Annotated in this window: 15 protein-coding genes; 6 read left to right on the top strand and 9 right to left on the bottom strand. The window is 73.2% G+C overall.

All coding sequences use genetic code 11. From position 1 onward, the window contains the following. Window positions 1-47 precede the first annotated feature (47 nt). A complete protein-coding gene (locus Aau02nite_RS05570) occupies window positions 48-536 on the bottom strand; it encodes a hypothetical protein (RefSeq protein ID WP_212987229.1) in 489 nt (162 codons plus the stop codon). Window positions 537-597: 61 nt separating this feature from the next. Between Aau02nite_RS05570 and Aau02nite_RS05565 the strand changes: the two genes are divergently transcribed. Continuing rightward, complete coding sequence (locus Aau02nite_RS05565) at window positions 598-1,653, top strand: helix-turn-helix transcriptional regulator (protein ID WP_212987228.1); 1,056 nt, start codon at window positions 598-600, stop codon at window positions 1,651-1,653. Here the strand turns inward: Aau02nite_RS05565 and Aau02nite_RS05560 are convergent. Both Aau02nite_RS05560 and Aau02nite_RS05555 read right to left on the bottom strand, forming a co-directional pair. Beyond that, on the bottom strand, window positions 1,574-2,779 hold the full coding sequence (locus tag Aau02nite_RS05560) for an MFS transporter (protein WP_212987227.1): 1,206 nt from the start codon (window positions 2,777-2,779) through the stop codon (window positions 1,574-1,576). The genes Aau02nite_RS05565 and Aau02nite_RS05560 overlap by 80 nt on opposite strands. Before the next feature lie 4 nt (window positions 2,780-2,783). Further along, window positions 2,784-3,410 carry a TetR/AcrR family transcriptional regulator gene (locus Aau02nite_RS05555; protein ID WP_212987226.1) on the bottom strand — a complete coding sequence of 209 codons (627 nt, stop codon included), beginning with the start codon at window positions 3,408-3,410 and terminating at the stop codon, window positions 2,784-2,786. Window positions 3,411-3,460: 50 nt separating this feature from the next. Between Aau02nite_RS05555 and Aau02nite_RS05550 the strand changes: the two genes are divergently transcribed. Then, entirely contained in the window at window positions 3,461-4,375 is a 915-nt protein-coding gene (locus Aau02nite_RS05550) for an NADP-dependent oxidoreductase (RefSeq protein WP_212987225.1), read from the top strand. Between the two features lie 10 nt (window positions 4,376-4,385). Here Aau02nite_RS05550 and Aau02nite_RS05545 read toward each other — a convergent pair whose 3' ends face one another. Beyond that, window positions 4,386-5,102, bottom strand: coding sequence for a VOC family protein (locus Aau02nite_RS05545; RefSeq protein WP_212987224.1), 717 nt, complete (start codon window positions 5,100-5,102; stop codon window positions 4,386-4,388). Between the two features lie 131 nt (window positions 5,103-5,233). On the opposite strand from Aau02nite_RS05545, the gene Aau02nite_RS05540 reads away from it, so the two are divergent. After that, window positions 5,234-6,118: a UbiA prenyltransferase family protein gene (locus Aau02nite_RS05540; protein ID WP_212987223.1), complete on the top strand. Its 885-nt coding sequence runs from the start codon at window positions 5,234-5,236 to the stop codon at window positions 6,116-6,118. Here the strand turns inward: Aau02nite_RS05540 and Aau02nite_RS05535 are convergent. Both Aau02nite_RS05535 and Aau02nite_RS05530 read right to left on the bottom strand, forming a co-directional pair. Continuing rightward, complete coding sequence (locus Aau02nite_RS05535; RefSeq protein WP_212987266.1) at window positions 6,103-6,591, bottom strand: inorganic diphosphatase; 489 nt, start codon at window positions 6,589-6,591, stop codon at window positions 6,103-6,105. The two genes, Aau02nite_RS05540 and Aau02nite_RS05535, sit on opposite strands and share 16 nt — an antisense overlap. 52 nt (window positions 6,592-6,643) lie before the next feature. Next, a complete protein-coding gene (locus Aau02nite_RS05530; RefSeq protein WP_212987222.1) occupies window positions 6,644-7,021 on the bottom strand; it encodes a VOC family protein in 378 nt (125 codons plus the stop codon). Window positions 7,022-7,150: 129 nt separating this feature from the next. On the opposite strand from Aau02nite_RS05530, the gene Aau02nite_RS05525 reads away from it, so the two are divergent. Then, window positions 7,151-7,762: a DUF6518 family protein gene (locus Aau02nite_RS05525; RefSeq protein ID WP_246594936.1), complete on the top strand. Its 612-nt coding sequence runs from the start codon at window positions 7,151-7,153 to the stop codon at window positions 7,760-7,762. A 3-nt stretch (window positions 7,763-7,765) separates the two neighbouring features. Here the strand turns inward: Aau02nite_RS05525 and Aau02nite_RS05520 are convergent, their stop codons facing one another. After that, window positions 7,766-9,838, bottom strand: coding sequence for a M6 family metalloprotease domain-containing protein (locus tag Aau02nite_RS05520; RefSeq protein ID WP_246594928.1), 2,073 nt, complete (start codon window positions 9,836-9,838; stop codon window positions 7,766-7,768). Window positions 9,839-9,954: 116 nt separating this feature from the next. Between Aau02nite_RS05520 and Aau02nite_RS05515 the strand changes: the two genes are divergently transcribed. Together Aau02nite_RS05515 and Aau02nite_RS05510 are read left to right on the top strand one after the other, a co-directional pair. After that, window positions 9,955-12,210, top strand: a complete 2,256-nt coding sequence (locus Aau02nite_RS05515) for a molybdopterin-dependent oxidoreductase (RefSeq protein ID WP_246594927.1) — start codon at window positions 9,955-9,957, stop codon at window positions 12,208-12,210. 35 nt (window positions 12,211-12,245) lie between these two features. Next, window positions 12,246-12,701 (top strand): GvpU-like protein, encoded by a 456-nt coding sequence (locus Aau02nite_RS05510; RefSeq protein ID WP_246594926.1) that lies wholly within the window; start codon window positions 12,246-12,248, stop codon window positions 12,699-12,701. Here the strand turns inward: Aau02nite_RS05510 and Aau02nite_RS05505 are convergent. Together Aau02nite_RS05505 and Aau02nite_RS05500 are read right to left on the bottom strand one after the other, a co-directional pair. Then, entirely contained in the window at window positions 12,680-13,660 is a 981-nt protein-coding gene (locus Aau02nite_RS05505; RefSeq protein ID WP_212987219.1) for a hypothetical protein, read from the bottom strand. The two genes, Aau02nite_RS05510 and Aau02nite_RS05505, sit on opposite strands and share 22 nt — an antisense overlap. Further along, window positions 13,657-13,986 carry a PadR family transcriptional regulator gene (locus Aau02nite_RS05500; protein ID WP_212987218.1) on the bottom strand — a complete coding sequence of 110 codons (330 nt, stop codon included), beginning with the start codon at window positions 13,984-13,986 and terminating at the stop codon, window positions 13,657-13,659. Before Aau02nite_RS05500 ends, Aau02nite_RS05505 begins: the two co-directional genes overlap by 4 nt. Between the last annotated feature and the right edge of the window lie 98 nt (window positions 13,987-14,084).

The raw sequence follows: 14,084 nt of genomic DNA, 5'->3' as shown, positions 1-14,084 counted from the left end.
CACAGGTGAGGGCACTATCGGCCCCGGCGGCGGGGCCTTGAGGGAAATCAGTCGCCGCGGCGGGTGAAGGTCATGATCCAGTTGACCGGATCCCAGGTGCGGCCGCCGTCGAAGGAGAAGTCCTGCTCCCAGCGCGCCGACGTGGGCGTCATCGCCGACCACAGGAAGCGGACCAGGGCCGGCTTGCCGCCGACCTCGTCCTCGCCGAGGAACACGCCTCGCCCGTCACGAAAGCGTCCCTCGACGGGCGGGTCCAGCCGGCCCGGGTTGGTCGTCGACGACCACCAGATGCGCCACAGGTCGGCACCGGGGTCGTACAGGCGCAGTGTCAGGCCCTCGAAGGCGCGTCCGTCGGGCAGGGTCGCCGAGACGGTGTCGACGTTGCCCGTGCCGGCGAGGACCGGGCGGGCCTCCCCCACCCCGGCGAAGTCGATCCACTCGGTGCAGTCGCGGTCCGTGCCGTCGGCGAGCTTGTGGTGGTGAACCGTCCAGCGGCCCAGCAGGAAGTCGAAGTCGGTGCTGCCGTCGTGTGTCATGCCGGGACCGTAAGGCCGCGCTGTGTCAGTACCTGTCAGGGTTGAGCGGCATGATCAGCGCATGCCTGCCGGTCGCTTGCTGTCGATGCTGTTGTTGCTGCAGACCCGCGGGCGGCTGTCCGCCGGCCAGCTCGCGGCGGAGCTGGGGATCTCGGTCCGCACGGCGTACCGCGACCTGGCCCGGCTGCAGGCGGCGGGGGTGCCGCTGTACGCCGAGACCGGCCAGCACGGCGGCTACCGGCTGGTCGAGGGCTACCGGACCCGGCTGACCGGGCTCAGCGGCGGGGAGGCGCGGGCGCTGTTCCTGGCCGGGTTGCCGGCGCCGGCGGCCGATCTGGGGCTGGCCGAGGAGGTGGCCGCCGCCCGGCTCAAGCTGCTCGCGGCTCTCCCGGCGGAGCTGCGTGACCAGGCCGCCCGGACCGCGGCGGTGTTCCACCTGGACGCGCCCGGCTGGCACCACGAGGCGCCGGCGCAGCCGTTCCTGACGCTGCTCATGGACGCGGTCGTGGCCCAGCACGCCGTCGACGTGGGCTACCGGCGGTGGCGGGCGCCGCAGGAGGTGCGGCGCCGGCTGCGGCCGTACGGGCTGGTCCTCAAGTCCGGCACCTGGTATCTCGTCGCGGCCTCCGGGAACGCCGGCCGGATCGCCACCTACCGGGTCGCCCAGGTGCGGGACGTCACCGTCACCACCGAGCGCTTCGCCCGGCCGGCCGGCTTCGACCTGGTGGCGCACTGGACGGCCTATCTGGCGGAGTACGAGGCCCGCCGGTTCACCGCGAGCGCGACGATCCGGCTGTCGGCCGAAGGCCTGGCCCGGCTGCCCGACCTGGCCGATCCGGCCGTGGTACGGGCGGTCGCGGAGTCCTCGGGTGAGCCGGACCGCGACGGCTGGGTGGAGGCGACCATCCCGATCGAGAACGTCCGGCACGCCGGCCAGGAACTGCTCCGGCTCGGCGCCGAGGTGGAGGTCACGGCCCCGGCGGAGCTGCGCCGGGCGATGGCCACGACCGTCGCCGCCCTCGCCCACCGGTACGGCGTCACGGCGAGCGGGGCACCAGATGTCTCCGGCCCGCCCACACCACCACCGCCAGACCAAGACCGCAGGCCGCCGCGGTGAGAAACCCCGTTCGGTAGTCGTAGCGCTGGATGACCAGCCCGCCGAGCGCCTGACCGCCCGCGTTCGCCGCGAAGACGGCGGTGGTCATCCAGCCGAACGCCTCCGCCAGCCGCCGCGGCGGCACGAGCCGATCGAGCAGCGTGTTGTGCAGGGTGACCTGCGGCACCAGGGTCGCGCCGGCCAGGACGACCGCGACCGTCAGGACCGGCGTGCCGCCGGCCAGCGCGGGGAGCACCAGGACCAGCCCGAACACGGCCATCAGCACCGGCAGGCGGATCGCCGGAGGACGCGGCCAGGGCGCCCGCTGGTACGCCACCCCGCTGACCACGGACGTGATGGACCACAGCCCCAGCAGCAGCCCGGCCAGCTGCGGCTCACCGTTGTCCCGGGTTCCGGCCGTGACGCCGACCACGACGAACCCGATGATCAGGCCGAAGGCGCCCGTGGCGACGAGCAGGACGGCCAGGCCCGTCGCGTGCAAGCCGTCGGCGGGCCGGTCCGGTGCCGTCGCTGTCCCGGGCGCCGCCGGCCCGCGGTGGGACCGGGCTGCCGCCGTGAGGGCGAAGCCGGCCGCGCCCACCGTGCTCAGCGCGACCGCGATCAGCAGGGCGGATCCGGGCCACAGCCAGGTGGCGAGCACGGCGGCCACGGCGGGGCCGAGGAGCCAGCACACCTCGAAGCTGATCGCCTCGTAGCTGTAGGCCGCGTCGCGGACGGGACCGGCCGGGACGAGACGGCCCCACATCGCCCGGGAGGCGACCTGCACGGTCGGCAGCGCTGCGCACTGCACGACGACCAGGACGGCGAGCGGCAGGGTGGGCGCTCGCGCGTCGATCGCGAGGATCACGGCAGCGCTCAGCAACGCGTACGGCACGGTGCAGGTGAGCAGGGTGCGGGTCGGCCCGTACCGGTCGAGGAGCCTGCTCTGCGCGATGATGCCCGCCGCGGTGCCGATCAGGCCGGCCGCCGAGATCGAACCCGCGACGGCGTAGGAGTCCGTGCGGGCCGCGACGTACATCAGCAGGCTCAGGTTGGTCATCGCGAACCCGAACCGGCCCAGCAGCGACCAGGCGGCCACCGGCAGCGCGCCCGGCACGGCGAGCGCGGTCCTGGCCGATGCCGTCATCGGATCACGTCACCGGCATGAGCGGCAGGCGGACCGCCGGGGGCAGGGGCAGCGTGTCCGGCTCGGCGGAGAAGCCCTGGATCAGCAGCGCGGCGAGGCGGCGGGACGCGCCCGACGCGGTGGCCGGTGAGGAGGCCCGGATGCCGCTGTTGGCCATCAGGATCAGGATCAGGTCGTCGAGGACGAAGTCCTGGCGGAGCTTGCCGGCGGCCTTGGCCCGGCGGGCCAGCTCGGTGACGGATCGCAGCGCGCGTTCGCGGGCCGCGGTGAAGTCGATCGCGTGCGGGAAGGTCGATATGAACGCCGCGGTGAAACCCCGGTCCCGGGCGTGCAGGGCGCAGATCTCCTCGATCATGTGGCAGAAGCCGTGCCAGGGGTCCGGGTCAGCCAGGCCCTCGTCGACGGCGGCGGTGCAGGCGTGCATCTGCTCGGCGAAGGCCTCGGTGACCAGCGCCTCCTTGGTCGGGAAGCGGCGGTAGAGGGTGGCCGGGCCGACCTCGGCGCGGCGGGCGATCTCGCGCATCGACACGTCCAGGCCCGCGCCGGCGAACGTGGCGCGGGCCACCGCGAGGATCCGCTCGCGGTTGTCCCGGGCGTCGGAGCGCAGGGTGTGAGGCAACCGTTCCGGCATGTCTCTCACTTTAGCCAAACGGACGGGGTGTTCCGTTAACGTCCCGGTCCATGAGAGCACTGCAGTTCAGCGAGTACGGCCCCGCCGGCGTCCTGCGCGTCGTCGAGGCACCGGAGCCGCACGCCGGGCCGGGCCACATCCGGGTGGCGGTACGGGCGTCCGGAGTCACCCCCGCCGACTGGTACCTGCGGTCCGGCCGTTTCCGCGACCGCCTGCCCCTGACGCTGCCGCATGTACCCGGCGTCGACGCCGCCGGAGTGGTCGACGAGGTCGGCGCGGGCGTCACGGACGTCCGGCCCGGCGACGCGGTCTTCGGCGTCGTGGACGTCGCGCGGCTGGGCGGCGCGAACGCCGGCTACGCCGTGCTGACCGGCTGGGCGGCCAAGCCGGACGCTTTGAGCTGGGAGCAGGCCGGTGGCGCGGCCGCGAACGTGGAGACCGCCACCCGCGTGCTCGACCGGCTGGGCGCCGGCCCCGGCACGACCCTGCTGATCGAGGGCGCGGCCGGCGGTGTGGGCACGGTCGCCGTGCAGCTCGCGGTGGCCCGCGGCGCGACGGTCATCGGCACGGCGAGTGCCCGCAACCACGACTTCCTCGCCGGCCTCGGGGCGGCACCGACGACGTACGGGCCGGGGCTGCGGGACCGCGTCGGCCCGGTGGACGCCGTGCTGGACTGCGCGGGCTCCGGCTCCCTGCCCGATCTGGTCACGCTGGCCGGGGGCCCGGACCGGGTGGTGACGGTGGCGGATCTGAACGCCGCGGCGTACGGGGTCCACCTGTCCCACTCGGGCGGTCCCGGCGCGGATCCGCAGGCGCTCGGCGGGCTGGCGGTGGCCGCCGCCCTCGCGGAGCAGGGCCGGTTCACCGTGCCGGTCGCGGCCGCGTTCCCCCTGGAGGAGGCCGTCGCCGCCCACGAGCTGAGCGAGACCGGCCACGCCCGCGGCAAGATCGTGCTGACCCTCTGACCCGGCCGCCTCAGCCGCGCACGGTGAACTCGTTGCCGTCGGGGTCGGTCATCAGCACCCGGCCGTCGTCGCGCGGGCCGGTCTCGACGCGCTTGGCGCCGAGGGAGATCAGGCGGTCGACCTCGGCCCGCACGTCAGTGTGGACGCCTACCGCGAGGTCGAGCTGCAGCCGGTCCTTGCCCGTCCGGGGCATGAGGGGCGGACCGCCCCAGGTGATCTTCGTACCGCCGGCGGGCGACTGGATCGCGGTCTCCTCGTCCTGGTCCCACACCAGCGGCCAGCCCAGCGCCGCACTCCAGAAGTAACCGACGGCCTGCGTACCGTCGCCGGCCACCGCGCCGATGAATCCGCAGCCGGCCAGGAAGTTGTTGCCGGCCTCGATGACACAGAACTCGTTGCCCTCGGGGTCGGCCAGCACCACGTGCCCCTCCTCGGGCAGCTGGCCGACGTCGGTGTGCCGCGCGCCGAGCGCCAGGGCCCGGGCCACCGTCTGCTGCTGATCCTGCTCGGAGGCGCTGGTCAGATCGAAGTGGGCGCGGTTCTGGGAGAGCTTCGGCTCGTCGTGCGCGAGGAACCGGATCCGGTACGCGTTGTCCGCGTCGGGCAGCAGCGCGACCCCGTCCCGGGCATCGTCGACCAGCTCGCGGCCCAGGAGCTCGGACCAGAACCGCGCGAGGCGCCGGGGTTCGTGGGCCAGGAAGCAGATCGCGTGCAGCTGGCTCGTCATGGCCGACCATCCCCCGTGCGCGGACTGACTGCTGTCGATCGGAGCCTAGGTGCGGGCCGAGGTCGCCGCAGCCGATTAACGCGCAGCGTGTTCTCAGCCGGCCCACAGACACGACGGTGGACCATGCCGGTATGACTACGGTGCTGGACCGTCCCGCCGCGCTGCTCGTCCTGGTCTCCCGGCCCTGGTTCTGGCCGGTCTCCTGGGTGCCCGCCTACCTGGGCACGGTGCTGGCCGGGCAGGCCTGGCTGCCCGCCCGCGCCGACGCAGCCCGGGCCCTGGTGGCTCTGCTGGTGCTGGGCCCGCTCGTCTGGGGCGCGGTGCTGGCCCAGAACGACCTACACGATCTGCGCAGCGACCGCGCCAACCCGCGCAAGGCCACCGCGCCGCTGGTCACCGGGGCGCTGTCCGCCGAGCGGCTGCAGCGGTGGTACTACGGGATCGCCGGTATGGCCCTGGCCTGTGCGCTGTTCGTGGGGCCGCTGTTCGTGCTCGGGGTGGCCGGGGTGCTCCTGCTGGGCTGGGCGTACAGCGTGCCGCCGCTGCGGCTCAAGACCCGGCCGGGCTGGGACGTGGCGGTCAACGCGCTCGTCGTCGGGGTCGTCTCCCCCGCCGCGGGCTGGGCGATCACCCGTACGCCGTGGGAGTTCCCGTGGCAGTTCGGGCTGATCGGCCTGCTGTTCGCGGCGGCGCTGTACCTGCCGACGACCGTGACCGACCTGGCCGCCGACACCGGCGCCGGGGACACGACGTTCGCGGTGCGCTTCGGCGCGCGCTTCGCCCACCGGCTCGGGATCGCCCTGTGGGCCGGCGCGCTGGCGATCTCGATCCTCTGCGCGTGGCTCGACGTGCTGGTGCCGCGCTCCACCCTGACGGCGCAGCTGGTGATGGCGCCGGTGCTGCTGGCCGCGTACGCGATCCTCACCCGCCGCCCGACCATCACCAAACTCGCGCTGATCTCGGTCCTGTTCGGCGTCCCGACGATCGGCTTCGCCCTCGCCTACGTCGGTTCCTGACCGCCGAGGGCGGCCACGACCTGGGCCTCGGCGTCGGCCCGCCCGGCCCAGCGCTCGCCGCCCACGTCGACGCTCCGGCCGGGCTCGATGGCCTTGTAGATCTCGAAGAAGTGCTGGATCTCCAGCTGCAGGAACGGGTCGAGGTCGGTGATCTCGCGCAGATCCGCCAGGCGGATGTCCGCGGTCGGCACGCACAGCACCTTCGGCGTCGGCCCGTGCTCGTCGCTCATCCGGAACATGCCGATCGGCCGGCACCGGATGAGGCATCCGGGAAACGTCGGTTCGCGGACCAGCACGAGCGCGTCGAGCGCGTCCTTCTTCGCGGTCCACGTGCCGTCGATGAAGCCGTAGTCGGCCGGATACTGGGTCGCGGTGAACAGGGTCCGGTCCAGGCGCAGACGGCCCGTCGGGTGGTCGAACACGTATTTGTTGCGAGTTCCCTTGGGGATCTCGATGGTGACGTCGAACTCCATGACCACGCACCCCTTCAGCAGTTGCACGCTACACCCTGCACCGGGCGACCCCTCAGGGCATCAGCCCGTCCCAGGTGGTCAGGCAGAACGGGTGGCCGGCCGGGTCGGCGTACACGAAGCACTGGCCGCTGTTGGGCTGGAAGTCGTACTTCGTGGCGCCCGCGGCCAGCACGCGGGCCTCGGTCGTGGCGCGGTCGGTGACGAGGAAGTCGAGGTGCATCATGATCGACGACGCCGGGTCGGGCCAGGCCGGCGGGGTGTAGCCGGGGACGCGCTGGAAGTCGATGCGGCCGTTCGGGCCCTGCACGGTGGCCCACTGCGTGTCCCGGCACGTCACCGTGCCGCCGATGACGGCCGCATAGAACTCGGCGAGCGCGCGGGGATCGGGACAGTCGAGGGTGACGGCACTGAGCCGGATCTGATCGGACATACCGCTACGACGAAGGAGCGGGCCCGGCATCGACAGCTCCGGTCGGCCTTTCGGCCGATCCGGGGGGCGGGTGAATCCGCCCGACGCCCGATCTGCCGGGCCGGATACGTGCCTAAGCTCCCGGAGGTGATGATCAACCGGAACGCCGTCGTCGCCGCCCCCGTGGGTGGCCTGCTGCTCGGGGCGCTCGACTTCGTATGGATCAAGTACGTGCCGTCCCCGTTCGGCGAGCTGGGCAACTCCCTGGCCGTGTGGGCGGTGGCCGGGTTCCTGTTCGCGTACTGGGGGCGGTGGGGCTGGGCCCGGGGCATCGCCGCCGCGGTCGTCATGCTGGTCGTCGCCGTGCCGAGCTACTACCTGGCGGCGGCCGTGATCCAGGACGACGACGTCGCCAACATGTACAACTCCGTGGCCATCATGTGGATGGGCGCCGCCGTGATCGCCGGAGTGGTCTTCGGCGGGGCCGGGATAGCCGCGCGGCGCCCCGGGCGGTGGCAGCTCGCGGCGTCGGCCATGCCCACAGCCGTCATGTTCGCCGAGGCAGTGGTGTACGCCCGCCGCATCGGTGACCGCAATTACGGCTCCGGGCCGCTGTGGACGGCCCTCATCGACGTGACGCTCGGGATACTCCTCACGGTGCTGGTCGTGGACACGTGGCGGCGTCGCCTGGTCGCGCTGCTGGCCGCCGTACCGCTGACGGCTGTGGGGTTGGTGCTGCTGACCGGCGCCGGTTTCCGGTAGCCCTCACCGCACCCGGCACGAGGTCGTGGCCGTCGCGGCCGGGTTGCTCTCCGAGGTGACGGTGACCGCGACCCGGGTGCCCCGGGCGCCGGCCGGGCGCTTGACGTAGACGTCCACCGACGCGCTACGGCCGTTGGCCACGTCGGTGACCGCGTGCGGCAGCCAGGACGTCCAGCCCGCACCGGCCGAGGCGGACACGCGGTAGACGTCGGAGCCGGTGTAGGCGCTCAGCGGGCCCGCCGTCGTGGTGGCGCGGCCGGTGTTGCGGACCGGGATGCGGCAGCGCGCCCAGCCGGAGGGCGCCACGGCGGCGACGGCCGGGCCGGCCACCACGCCGCGGGCCTGCGGTCCGGCGCCGTCGAGCGAGCGGACCGCGACCGTGTACGACAGCACGCCCACCTTGTCCCGCCGCACGTCCAGCACGTAGAAGTGCAGCCGGTTGGCAGTGTCGACGTACTCGTACTCGCTGCCCGAACCGGTGCCGGCGTGGAACAGCGCGTCGGAGAGCTGCCGGTAGTCGCCGATGGTCATCTTCTGCGGGGTCCCGTCCGGGAGCACGAAGTCGACCTTGTCGATGTCCTGCGGGTTCGCGTCGACGGTCCAGATGAACGGCGCCGTGTCGGCGTTCTTGGTCTTGGCCAGCAGCACCCCGGAGTCGGGGGTGAACGAGTCGAAGCCCATCCGGTCGACCACCTCGACCGTGTAGTTGTCGTACCGGCCGCCGTCGCAGTACGGGTCGGTGGCGGTGTCGCAGGCCGGGCTGCCGTCCCCGCCGTCCAGCGTCACGTTGATCCCTGACAGCCCCCGGCCGGGCTCGACCGCGCGGGCCTTGACCCGGGCCACGACGACACCCGAGCCGGCGAGGGCGTCACGGGAGAGCCGCAGCACCGCGGCGTCGTCGATGATGCCGAGCTTCATCTTGTTGCGCAGCATGTGCTGGGCGCCCATCGACGACCCGGCGGTGCCCGGGATGAGCCAGCGGCTGTGCGGACCGCCCGGCCCGTTGAACGTGCCGCGGCTGAGCATCTCCCACGGCCCGCTGTAGTCGCGCCGCGCGGGCACCGAGTACGGGTTGTTGTAGTTGTCCCCCACGCCCAGGATGTGGCTGAACTCGTGCGCGTAGGTGGACATGCCCGAGCTCTCCGCCTGCACCGAGCTGCCGTTGGCGGCGTTCGGCCAGACCGTGGCCGAGGCCTGCCACGAGGTCCAGTCGACGTAGCGGGTCGCGTTCCAGTTCGGCAGGGCCGCGTCCGGCGGCCCGAAGGCGTCCGGGACGCTGTCCCGGTCGGCGAACTTCATCTGGCCGAACTCCTGCCAGGTGGACGACTCGTCCTGCCCGGCGGCGAGGTAGAAGACGAAGTCGTACTGCTCGGCCACCGTCTCCCCGACGTCGGCGAGCCAGGCGGCGCGGGCGTCGGCGCGCAGGTCGCGGCCGCACTTGTCACCCGCCGGGCAGCCGAGGCCGCGCTGCATCGAGTTCTCGATGCCGTACTCGTGGCTCTTGGCCGGCAGTTGGTAGACGCCGTGCGAGCCCAGGCCGATGCCGTAGCGACCGCCGGAGTCCTCCATCCAGTACTCGTGGATGGTGTGGCCCCGGTTCAGCTCGCCGGGCTTGTTGAGGAAGTCCCGGTAGAAAGCGGGGACGTCGGCGCGCGGCAGGTCGTGCACGGTGGACGGATTGCCGAAGACAGTGGAGTTGGCCGGCTGCGTCACGACGAACGGCTGATCGGGGAAATCGACCAGCACGAGGGCGCCCCGGAAGTTGCGGACCGAGCCCGGCACCGCCGGATCCGACCAGTCGGTGCCCGGCACCGCCCGGTAGTCGTCCCAGGTCATGGTGTCCGGCAGCTCGTAGTTCTGCGGGTCGACCGGCTGGGGAGCGTCCGCACCGGCCCGGCGGGCGGCCGGCTGGTCGCGCTGCCACGGCTGGGTCTGCGGCCAGTGCCGCATCCGCCAGGGATGGTCCGGATCGGCGTCCGGCGGCGCGGCCGCGGCGGGCGCCGCTGTCAGCGGGCCGGCCAGCACCAGCACCATCGCGGAGAACGCCGGGACCACAGCCCGCTTCACGGTTGCCATCGCGCCACCAGTCACCTACGTCATCCTCGCAGTTGGAGTGATACCTATCAATCCCTGGGGGAAGGGCCGCCGCCATGGCAGGATACTGGTCAGTAACCACGAGACGGGTGATCGACATGGCTGGTGTTGCCACACGTACGGCGTTCCGGACCTGCCCGCTGTGTGAGGCAGCGTGCGGCCTGGAGCTGACGACCCGCGACGACCGGATCGTCGCCGCGCGCGGCGACCGCGAGCACGTGTTCAGCCACGGCTTCATCTGCCCCAAGGGCGCCACCTTCGGCGAGCTGGCGGCGGATCCGGACCGGCTGCGCCGGCCCCTGGTGCGCCGCGGCGGCACCCACGTCGAGGTGGGCTGGGACGAGGCGTTCGAGGCCGTCGAGCGGGGGCTGCGGCCGATCATCGACCGGTACGGCCCGCACGCCGTCGCCCTGTACCTGGGCAACCCGAACGTGCACACCATGGCCGGCGGGCTCTACCTGACGCCGCTGCTGCGCACCCTCGGCACCCGCAACATCTTCTCGGCCAGCACCGTCGACCAGATGCCCAAGCACGTGGCGTGCGGCTACCTCTACGGCAACCCGCTGACCATCCCGGTGCCGGACCTCGACCGGACCGACCTGCTGCTGGTGCTGGGGGCCAACCCCTGGGAGTCCAACGGCAGCCTGGCCACCGCGGCCGACTTCCCGGGCCGGCTCAAGGCGATCCAGGCCCGCGGCGGCCGGTTCGTGGTGGTCGACCCGCGCCGCACCCGCACCGCCGAGCACGCCGACGAGCACCTGTTCATCCGGCCCGGCACGGACGCGTTCCTGCTGTTCGGCATCGTCCACACCCTGTTCGCCGAGGGCCTGGTCGAGCTGGGCGGGCTGGCCGGCCACGTGACCGGCGTCGACGAGGTGCGGGAGCTCGCCGGCGCCTTCCCGCCCGAGCGGGTCAGTGCGGTCTGCGCCGTACCGGCGGAGAGAATCCGCGGCCTGGCACGGGAGCTCGCGGCCGCGCCCACCGCCGCGGTGTACGGCCGGATCGGCACCTGCACGGTCGAGTTCGGCACCCTGACCAGCTGGCTCGTCGACGTCGTCAACGTGCTCACCGGCAACCTCGACCGGCCCGGCGGCGTGATGTTCCCGCTCGCCGCGCACGTGAGCCCGCGCCCGCGCGCCGGTGGCAAGGGGTTCCACACCGGCCGGTGGCACAGCCGGGTCCGGGCCCTGCCCGAGATCAAGGGCGAGCTGCCGGTGGCCACCCTGGCCGACGAGATCGAGACGCCCGGCGACGAGCAGGTGCGGGCGTTCGTCACGGTGGCCGGCAACCCGGTGCTGTCCACACCGAACAGCGAACGGCTGGACCGGGCGCTCGGCGGGCTCGACTTCATGGTCAGCGTCGACCCGTATCTCAACGAGACCACCCGGCACGCCGACGTGGTGCTGCCACCGAGCGACCCCGCGCGCAAGGGTCACTACGACTTCTCGTTCCTGGCGCTGGCGGTGCGCAACTTCGCCGCGTACTCCCCGCCGGTGCTGCCGGGCGAGCCGGCGGCCCTGGACGAGTGCGACATCCTGGCCCGGCTCACCCTCATCGCCGCCGGCCGGGGCGCCACCACCGACCCCGCAATCCTGCACGAGCAGATGCTGGAGCAGGCGCTGCAGCGGGCCGCCGCGGCGACCGGGCGCGCCGCGTCCGAGCTGCGGGCACTGGTCACCGGCGACCACCCGGCCGAGCGACTGCTCGACATCGCCCTGCGCACCGGGGCGTACGGGGAGCGCTTCGGCGCGAGCCCCGGCGGGCTGTCCCTGGACCGGCTGCTGGCCGAGCCGCACGGGGTGGACCTCGGCCCGCTGCAGCCCCGGCTCCCCGAGGTGCTGCAGACCCCCAGCGGCAAGGTCGAGCTGTGCGCCGCCCCGATCGCGGCCGACGTCGAGCGGCTGCGCACCGCGCTCGGCCGCGACCACGACGACCTGGTCCTGGTCGGCCGCCGCCACCTGCGCAGCAACAACAGCTGGATGCACAACGTCCCCGCCCTGGTGAAGGGCCGGGACCGCTGCACGCTGCAGGTCCACCCGGCCGACGCGGCCCGCCTGGCCCTGGCCGACGGCGGCGACGCCCGGGTCACCTCGCGGGCGGGCACCCTGTCGGCGCGGGTCGAGGTCACCGACCGGGTGATGCCCGGGGTGGTGAGCCTGCCGCACGGCTGGGGACACGGCCTGGCCGGCACCCGGATGGCGGTCGCCGCCGCCCATCCGGGAGTGAACAGCAACGTGCTCACCGACGAGTTCGTCATCGACCGGCTCTCCGGCAACAGCGTGCTCAACGGCATTCCGGTCGAGGTCAAGGCCGAATTCTCCGATACCGGCCGGGTCGGCGAGGTGCTGTCCTAGAGTCGGAGCCGGGGAGCCTGAGCGGGGGGTGCACGGTGTCCGATCGGATGCGGGCCGACTGGGGTGGACCGGACAAGGTCCTCGACACCTACGTCGCGCAGATGGACCGGCTCACCGAGCCGGTGGACCCCGGCGTCCAACTCAGCCTGACGGTGCACGGCCTGCTGGTCAGCGGCGAACTGATCCCGCAGTGGCAGTGGTTCGCCGAGGTCAGCGAGATGACCAACAACGAGGACGCCTTCTACACCGGTATGGCCGAGCACGTGAAGGAACAGTCCGACCTGGCCCACGCGGCCGTCAAGCTGCGCGACACCGGCGGCGAGGTGACCCACCGGCAGTACACGGCCCTGATGGCGCCGACGAGCTACCTCCATCTGCGCAACGCCCGGATCCACTCCCCCGACCACGCCGGCCGCGGCGGCTGTCTGTGGCGCGGCCGGCTCTGCGACGTCTCCGGCTGGACGCCGGGCTACTCGCCCCTAGCCGGCTGAGACACACCGGATCCGGCGCCCGGCCGCGGGGCGATCACCACGGCGAGCGCGATCAGCGTCGAGCCCGCCAGCAGCGCCCGCAGGCCGGGCCCGAGGGAGTCCGGGAACACGGTCGGGTCCCGCAGGGGCCACGGCATCCAGGCGAGCGCGTCGTGCACCAGCGCGCCGACGCCGAAGCCGTCATCCCGGCCCAGGAAGATGATCAGACCCTGGTAGAGCTTCGCAGCCGGCACGGCCAGGGTCACCGCTCCGAGAGCTGCCACCACGACGGCCGGGACGGACCCCCTCAACCGGTACGCCAGAGCCGCTCCCACGAGCCAGCCGGCCAGCAGCCCCACCAGCAGACCACCGAGGACCAACGGCAGGTACGTGGCCGGGCGCACCGGATATCCCATGGCCTCGACAGCGGACTCCGGGCCGGAATACCCCGCCACCGAGACCCGCAGCCCGCCGGACTGCGCCCAGAAACTCCACTGGTCGTCGCCGCGGCGCTCGACGGGGGTGACACTCCAGCCCGTCTCACCCAGCCGCGTGTGCATCTCTCCCACCCGGCGCTGCACGTCAGCGGGGCCGGCCGGCGTGCCGAGCCGCTCGACGACGTCCAGCGCGAAACGTTCACGCTCGAGGCGGTCGGGCCGGGCCGCCGGGCCCAGGATGTCGCGGGCCACGGCCTCCACCGCCGGCATCGACGGGTACGTCTGCTCGCCCGCCCACGACCCGGCGGCCAGGCCGATCGCCCCGCCGACCAGCGTGGCCAGCACCGCGATGACCACACCCAGCGGTTGCCGCACCGGCAGCCGGAACCGCTCGCGGAGGCCGTCGGTGACCAGGCGCAGCCGGTCGGACCGGGACGGACGCCCCTGGGTCAGCTCGCTCAAGGTGGTGATCAGCTCGGCGCCGTGGCGGCGGCGCAGGCGGGCCGGGTACGCCGCCAGCAGCACACGATCGCGCAGGCTCATGCGGCACCGCCGGAGAACCCGGGCCGGAGACCCAGTTGCGCCTCGGCGGTGGCGGCCCGTCGGCGCAGCCGCTCGGCCTGCTCGGTCAGGGCGGTCGCCCCGGCGTCGCTGAGCCGGTAGTAGCGCCGCAGTCGCCCGTCGACGGCCTCCTCGCGTTCGACGGCGATCAGGCCCTGGTCAGCGAGCCGGTCGAGGGCGCCGTACAGCGTGCCGGGCCGCAGCTTCACCTCACCGTCGGAGAGGGCGGTGACGGACTGGACGATCCCGTACCCGTGGAGCGGCTCGGCGGCCAGCGCGGTCAGGATGAGGAAGGTAGGTTCTTGCACGCGGCCGATAGTACGGCCGACGATATATAGCGTCAACCGTAGTAAGCGGGACGCCCGCGACCGGGGACCACGGCAGGCGCGGTCCCCGGTCCCGGAAT

It is taken from the genome of Actinoplanes auranticolor (assembly GCF_018332655.1).
GTDB lineage: Bacteria > Actinomycetota > Actinomycetes > Mycobacteriales > Micromonosporaceae > Actinoplanes > Actinoplanes auranticolor.
This window is presented reverse-complemented; position numbering and strand designations above follow the sequence as displayed.

Coding starts and splice junctions, on each gene's coding strand:
- Aau02nite_RS05540 (WP_212987223.1), top strand. CDS start 5,234: ATGACTACGGTGCTGGACCGTCCCGCCGCGCTGCTCGTCCTGGTCTCC.
- Aau02nite_RS05535 (WP_212987266.1), bottom strand. CDS start 6,591: ATGGAGTTCGACGTCACCATCGAGATCCCCAAGGGAACTCGCAACAAA.
- Aau02nite_RS05550 (WP_212987225.1), top strand. CDS start 3,461: ATGAGAGCACTGCAGTTCAGCGAGTACGGCCCCGCCGGCGTCCTGCGC.
- Aau02nite_RS05525 (WP_246594936.1), top strand. CDS start 7,151: ATGATCAACCGGAACGCCGTCGTCGCCGCCCCCGTGGGTGGCCTGCTG.
- Aau02nite_RS05570 (WP_212987229.1), bottom strand. CDS start 536: ATGACACACGACGGCAGCACCGACTTCGACTTCCTGCTGGGCCGCTGG.
- Aau02nite_RS05545 (WP_212987224.1), bottom strand. CDS start 5,102: ATGACGAGCCAGCTGCACGCGATCTGCTTCCTGGCCCACGAACCCCGG.
- Aau02nite_RS05560 (WP_212987227.1), bottom strand. CDS start 2,779: ATGACGGCATCGGCCAGGACCGCGCTCGCCGTGCCGGGCGCGCTGCCG.
- Aau02nite_RS05530 (WP_212987222.1), bottom strand. CDS start 7,021: ATGTCCGATCAGATCCGGCTCAGTGCCGTCACCCTCGACTGTCCCGAT.
- Aau02nite_RS05555 (WP_212987226.1), bottom strand. CDS start 3,410: ATGCCGGAACGGTTGCCTCACACCCTGCGCTCCGACGCCCGGGACAAC.
- Aau02nite_RS05515 (WP_246594927.1), top strand. CDS start 9,955: ATGGCTGGTGTTGCCACACGTACGGCGTTCCGGACCTGCCCGCTGTGT.
- Aau02nite_RS05520 (WP_246594928.1), bottom strand. CDS start 9,838: ATGGCAACCGTGAAGCGGGCTGTGGTCCCGGCGTTCTCCGCGATGGTG.
- Aau02nite_RS05565 (WP_212987228.1), top strand. CDS start 598: ATGCCTGCCGGTCGCTTGCTGTCGATGCTGTTGTTGCTGCAGACCCGC.
- Aau02nite_RS05505 (WP_212987219.1), bottom strand. CDS start 13,660: ATGAGCCTGCGCGATCGTGTGCTGCTGGCGGCGTACCCGGCCCGCCTG.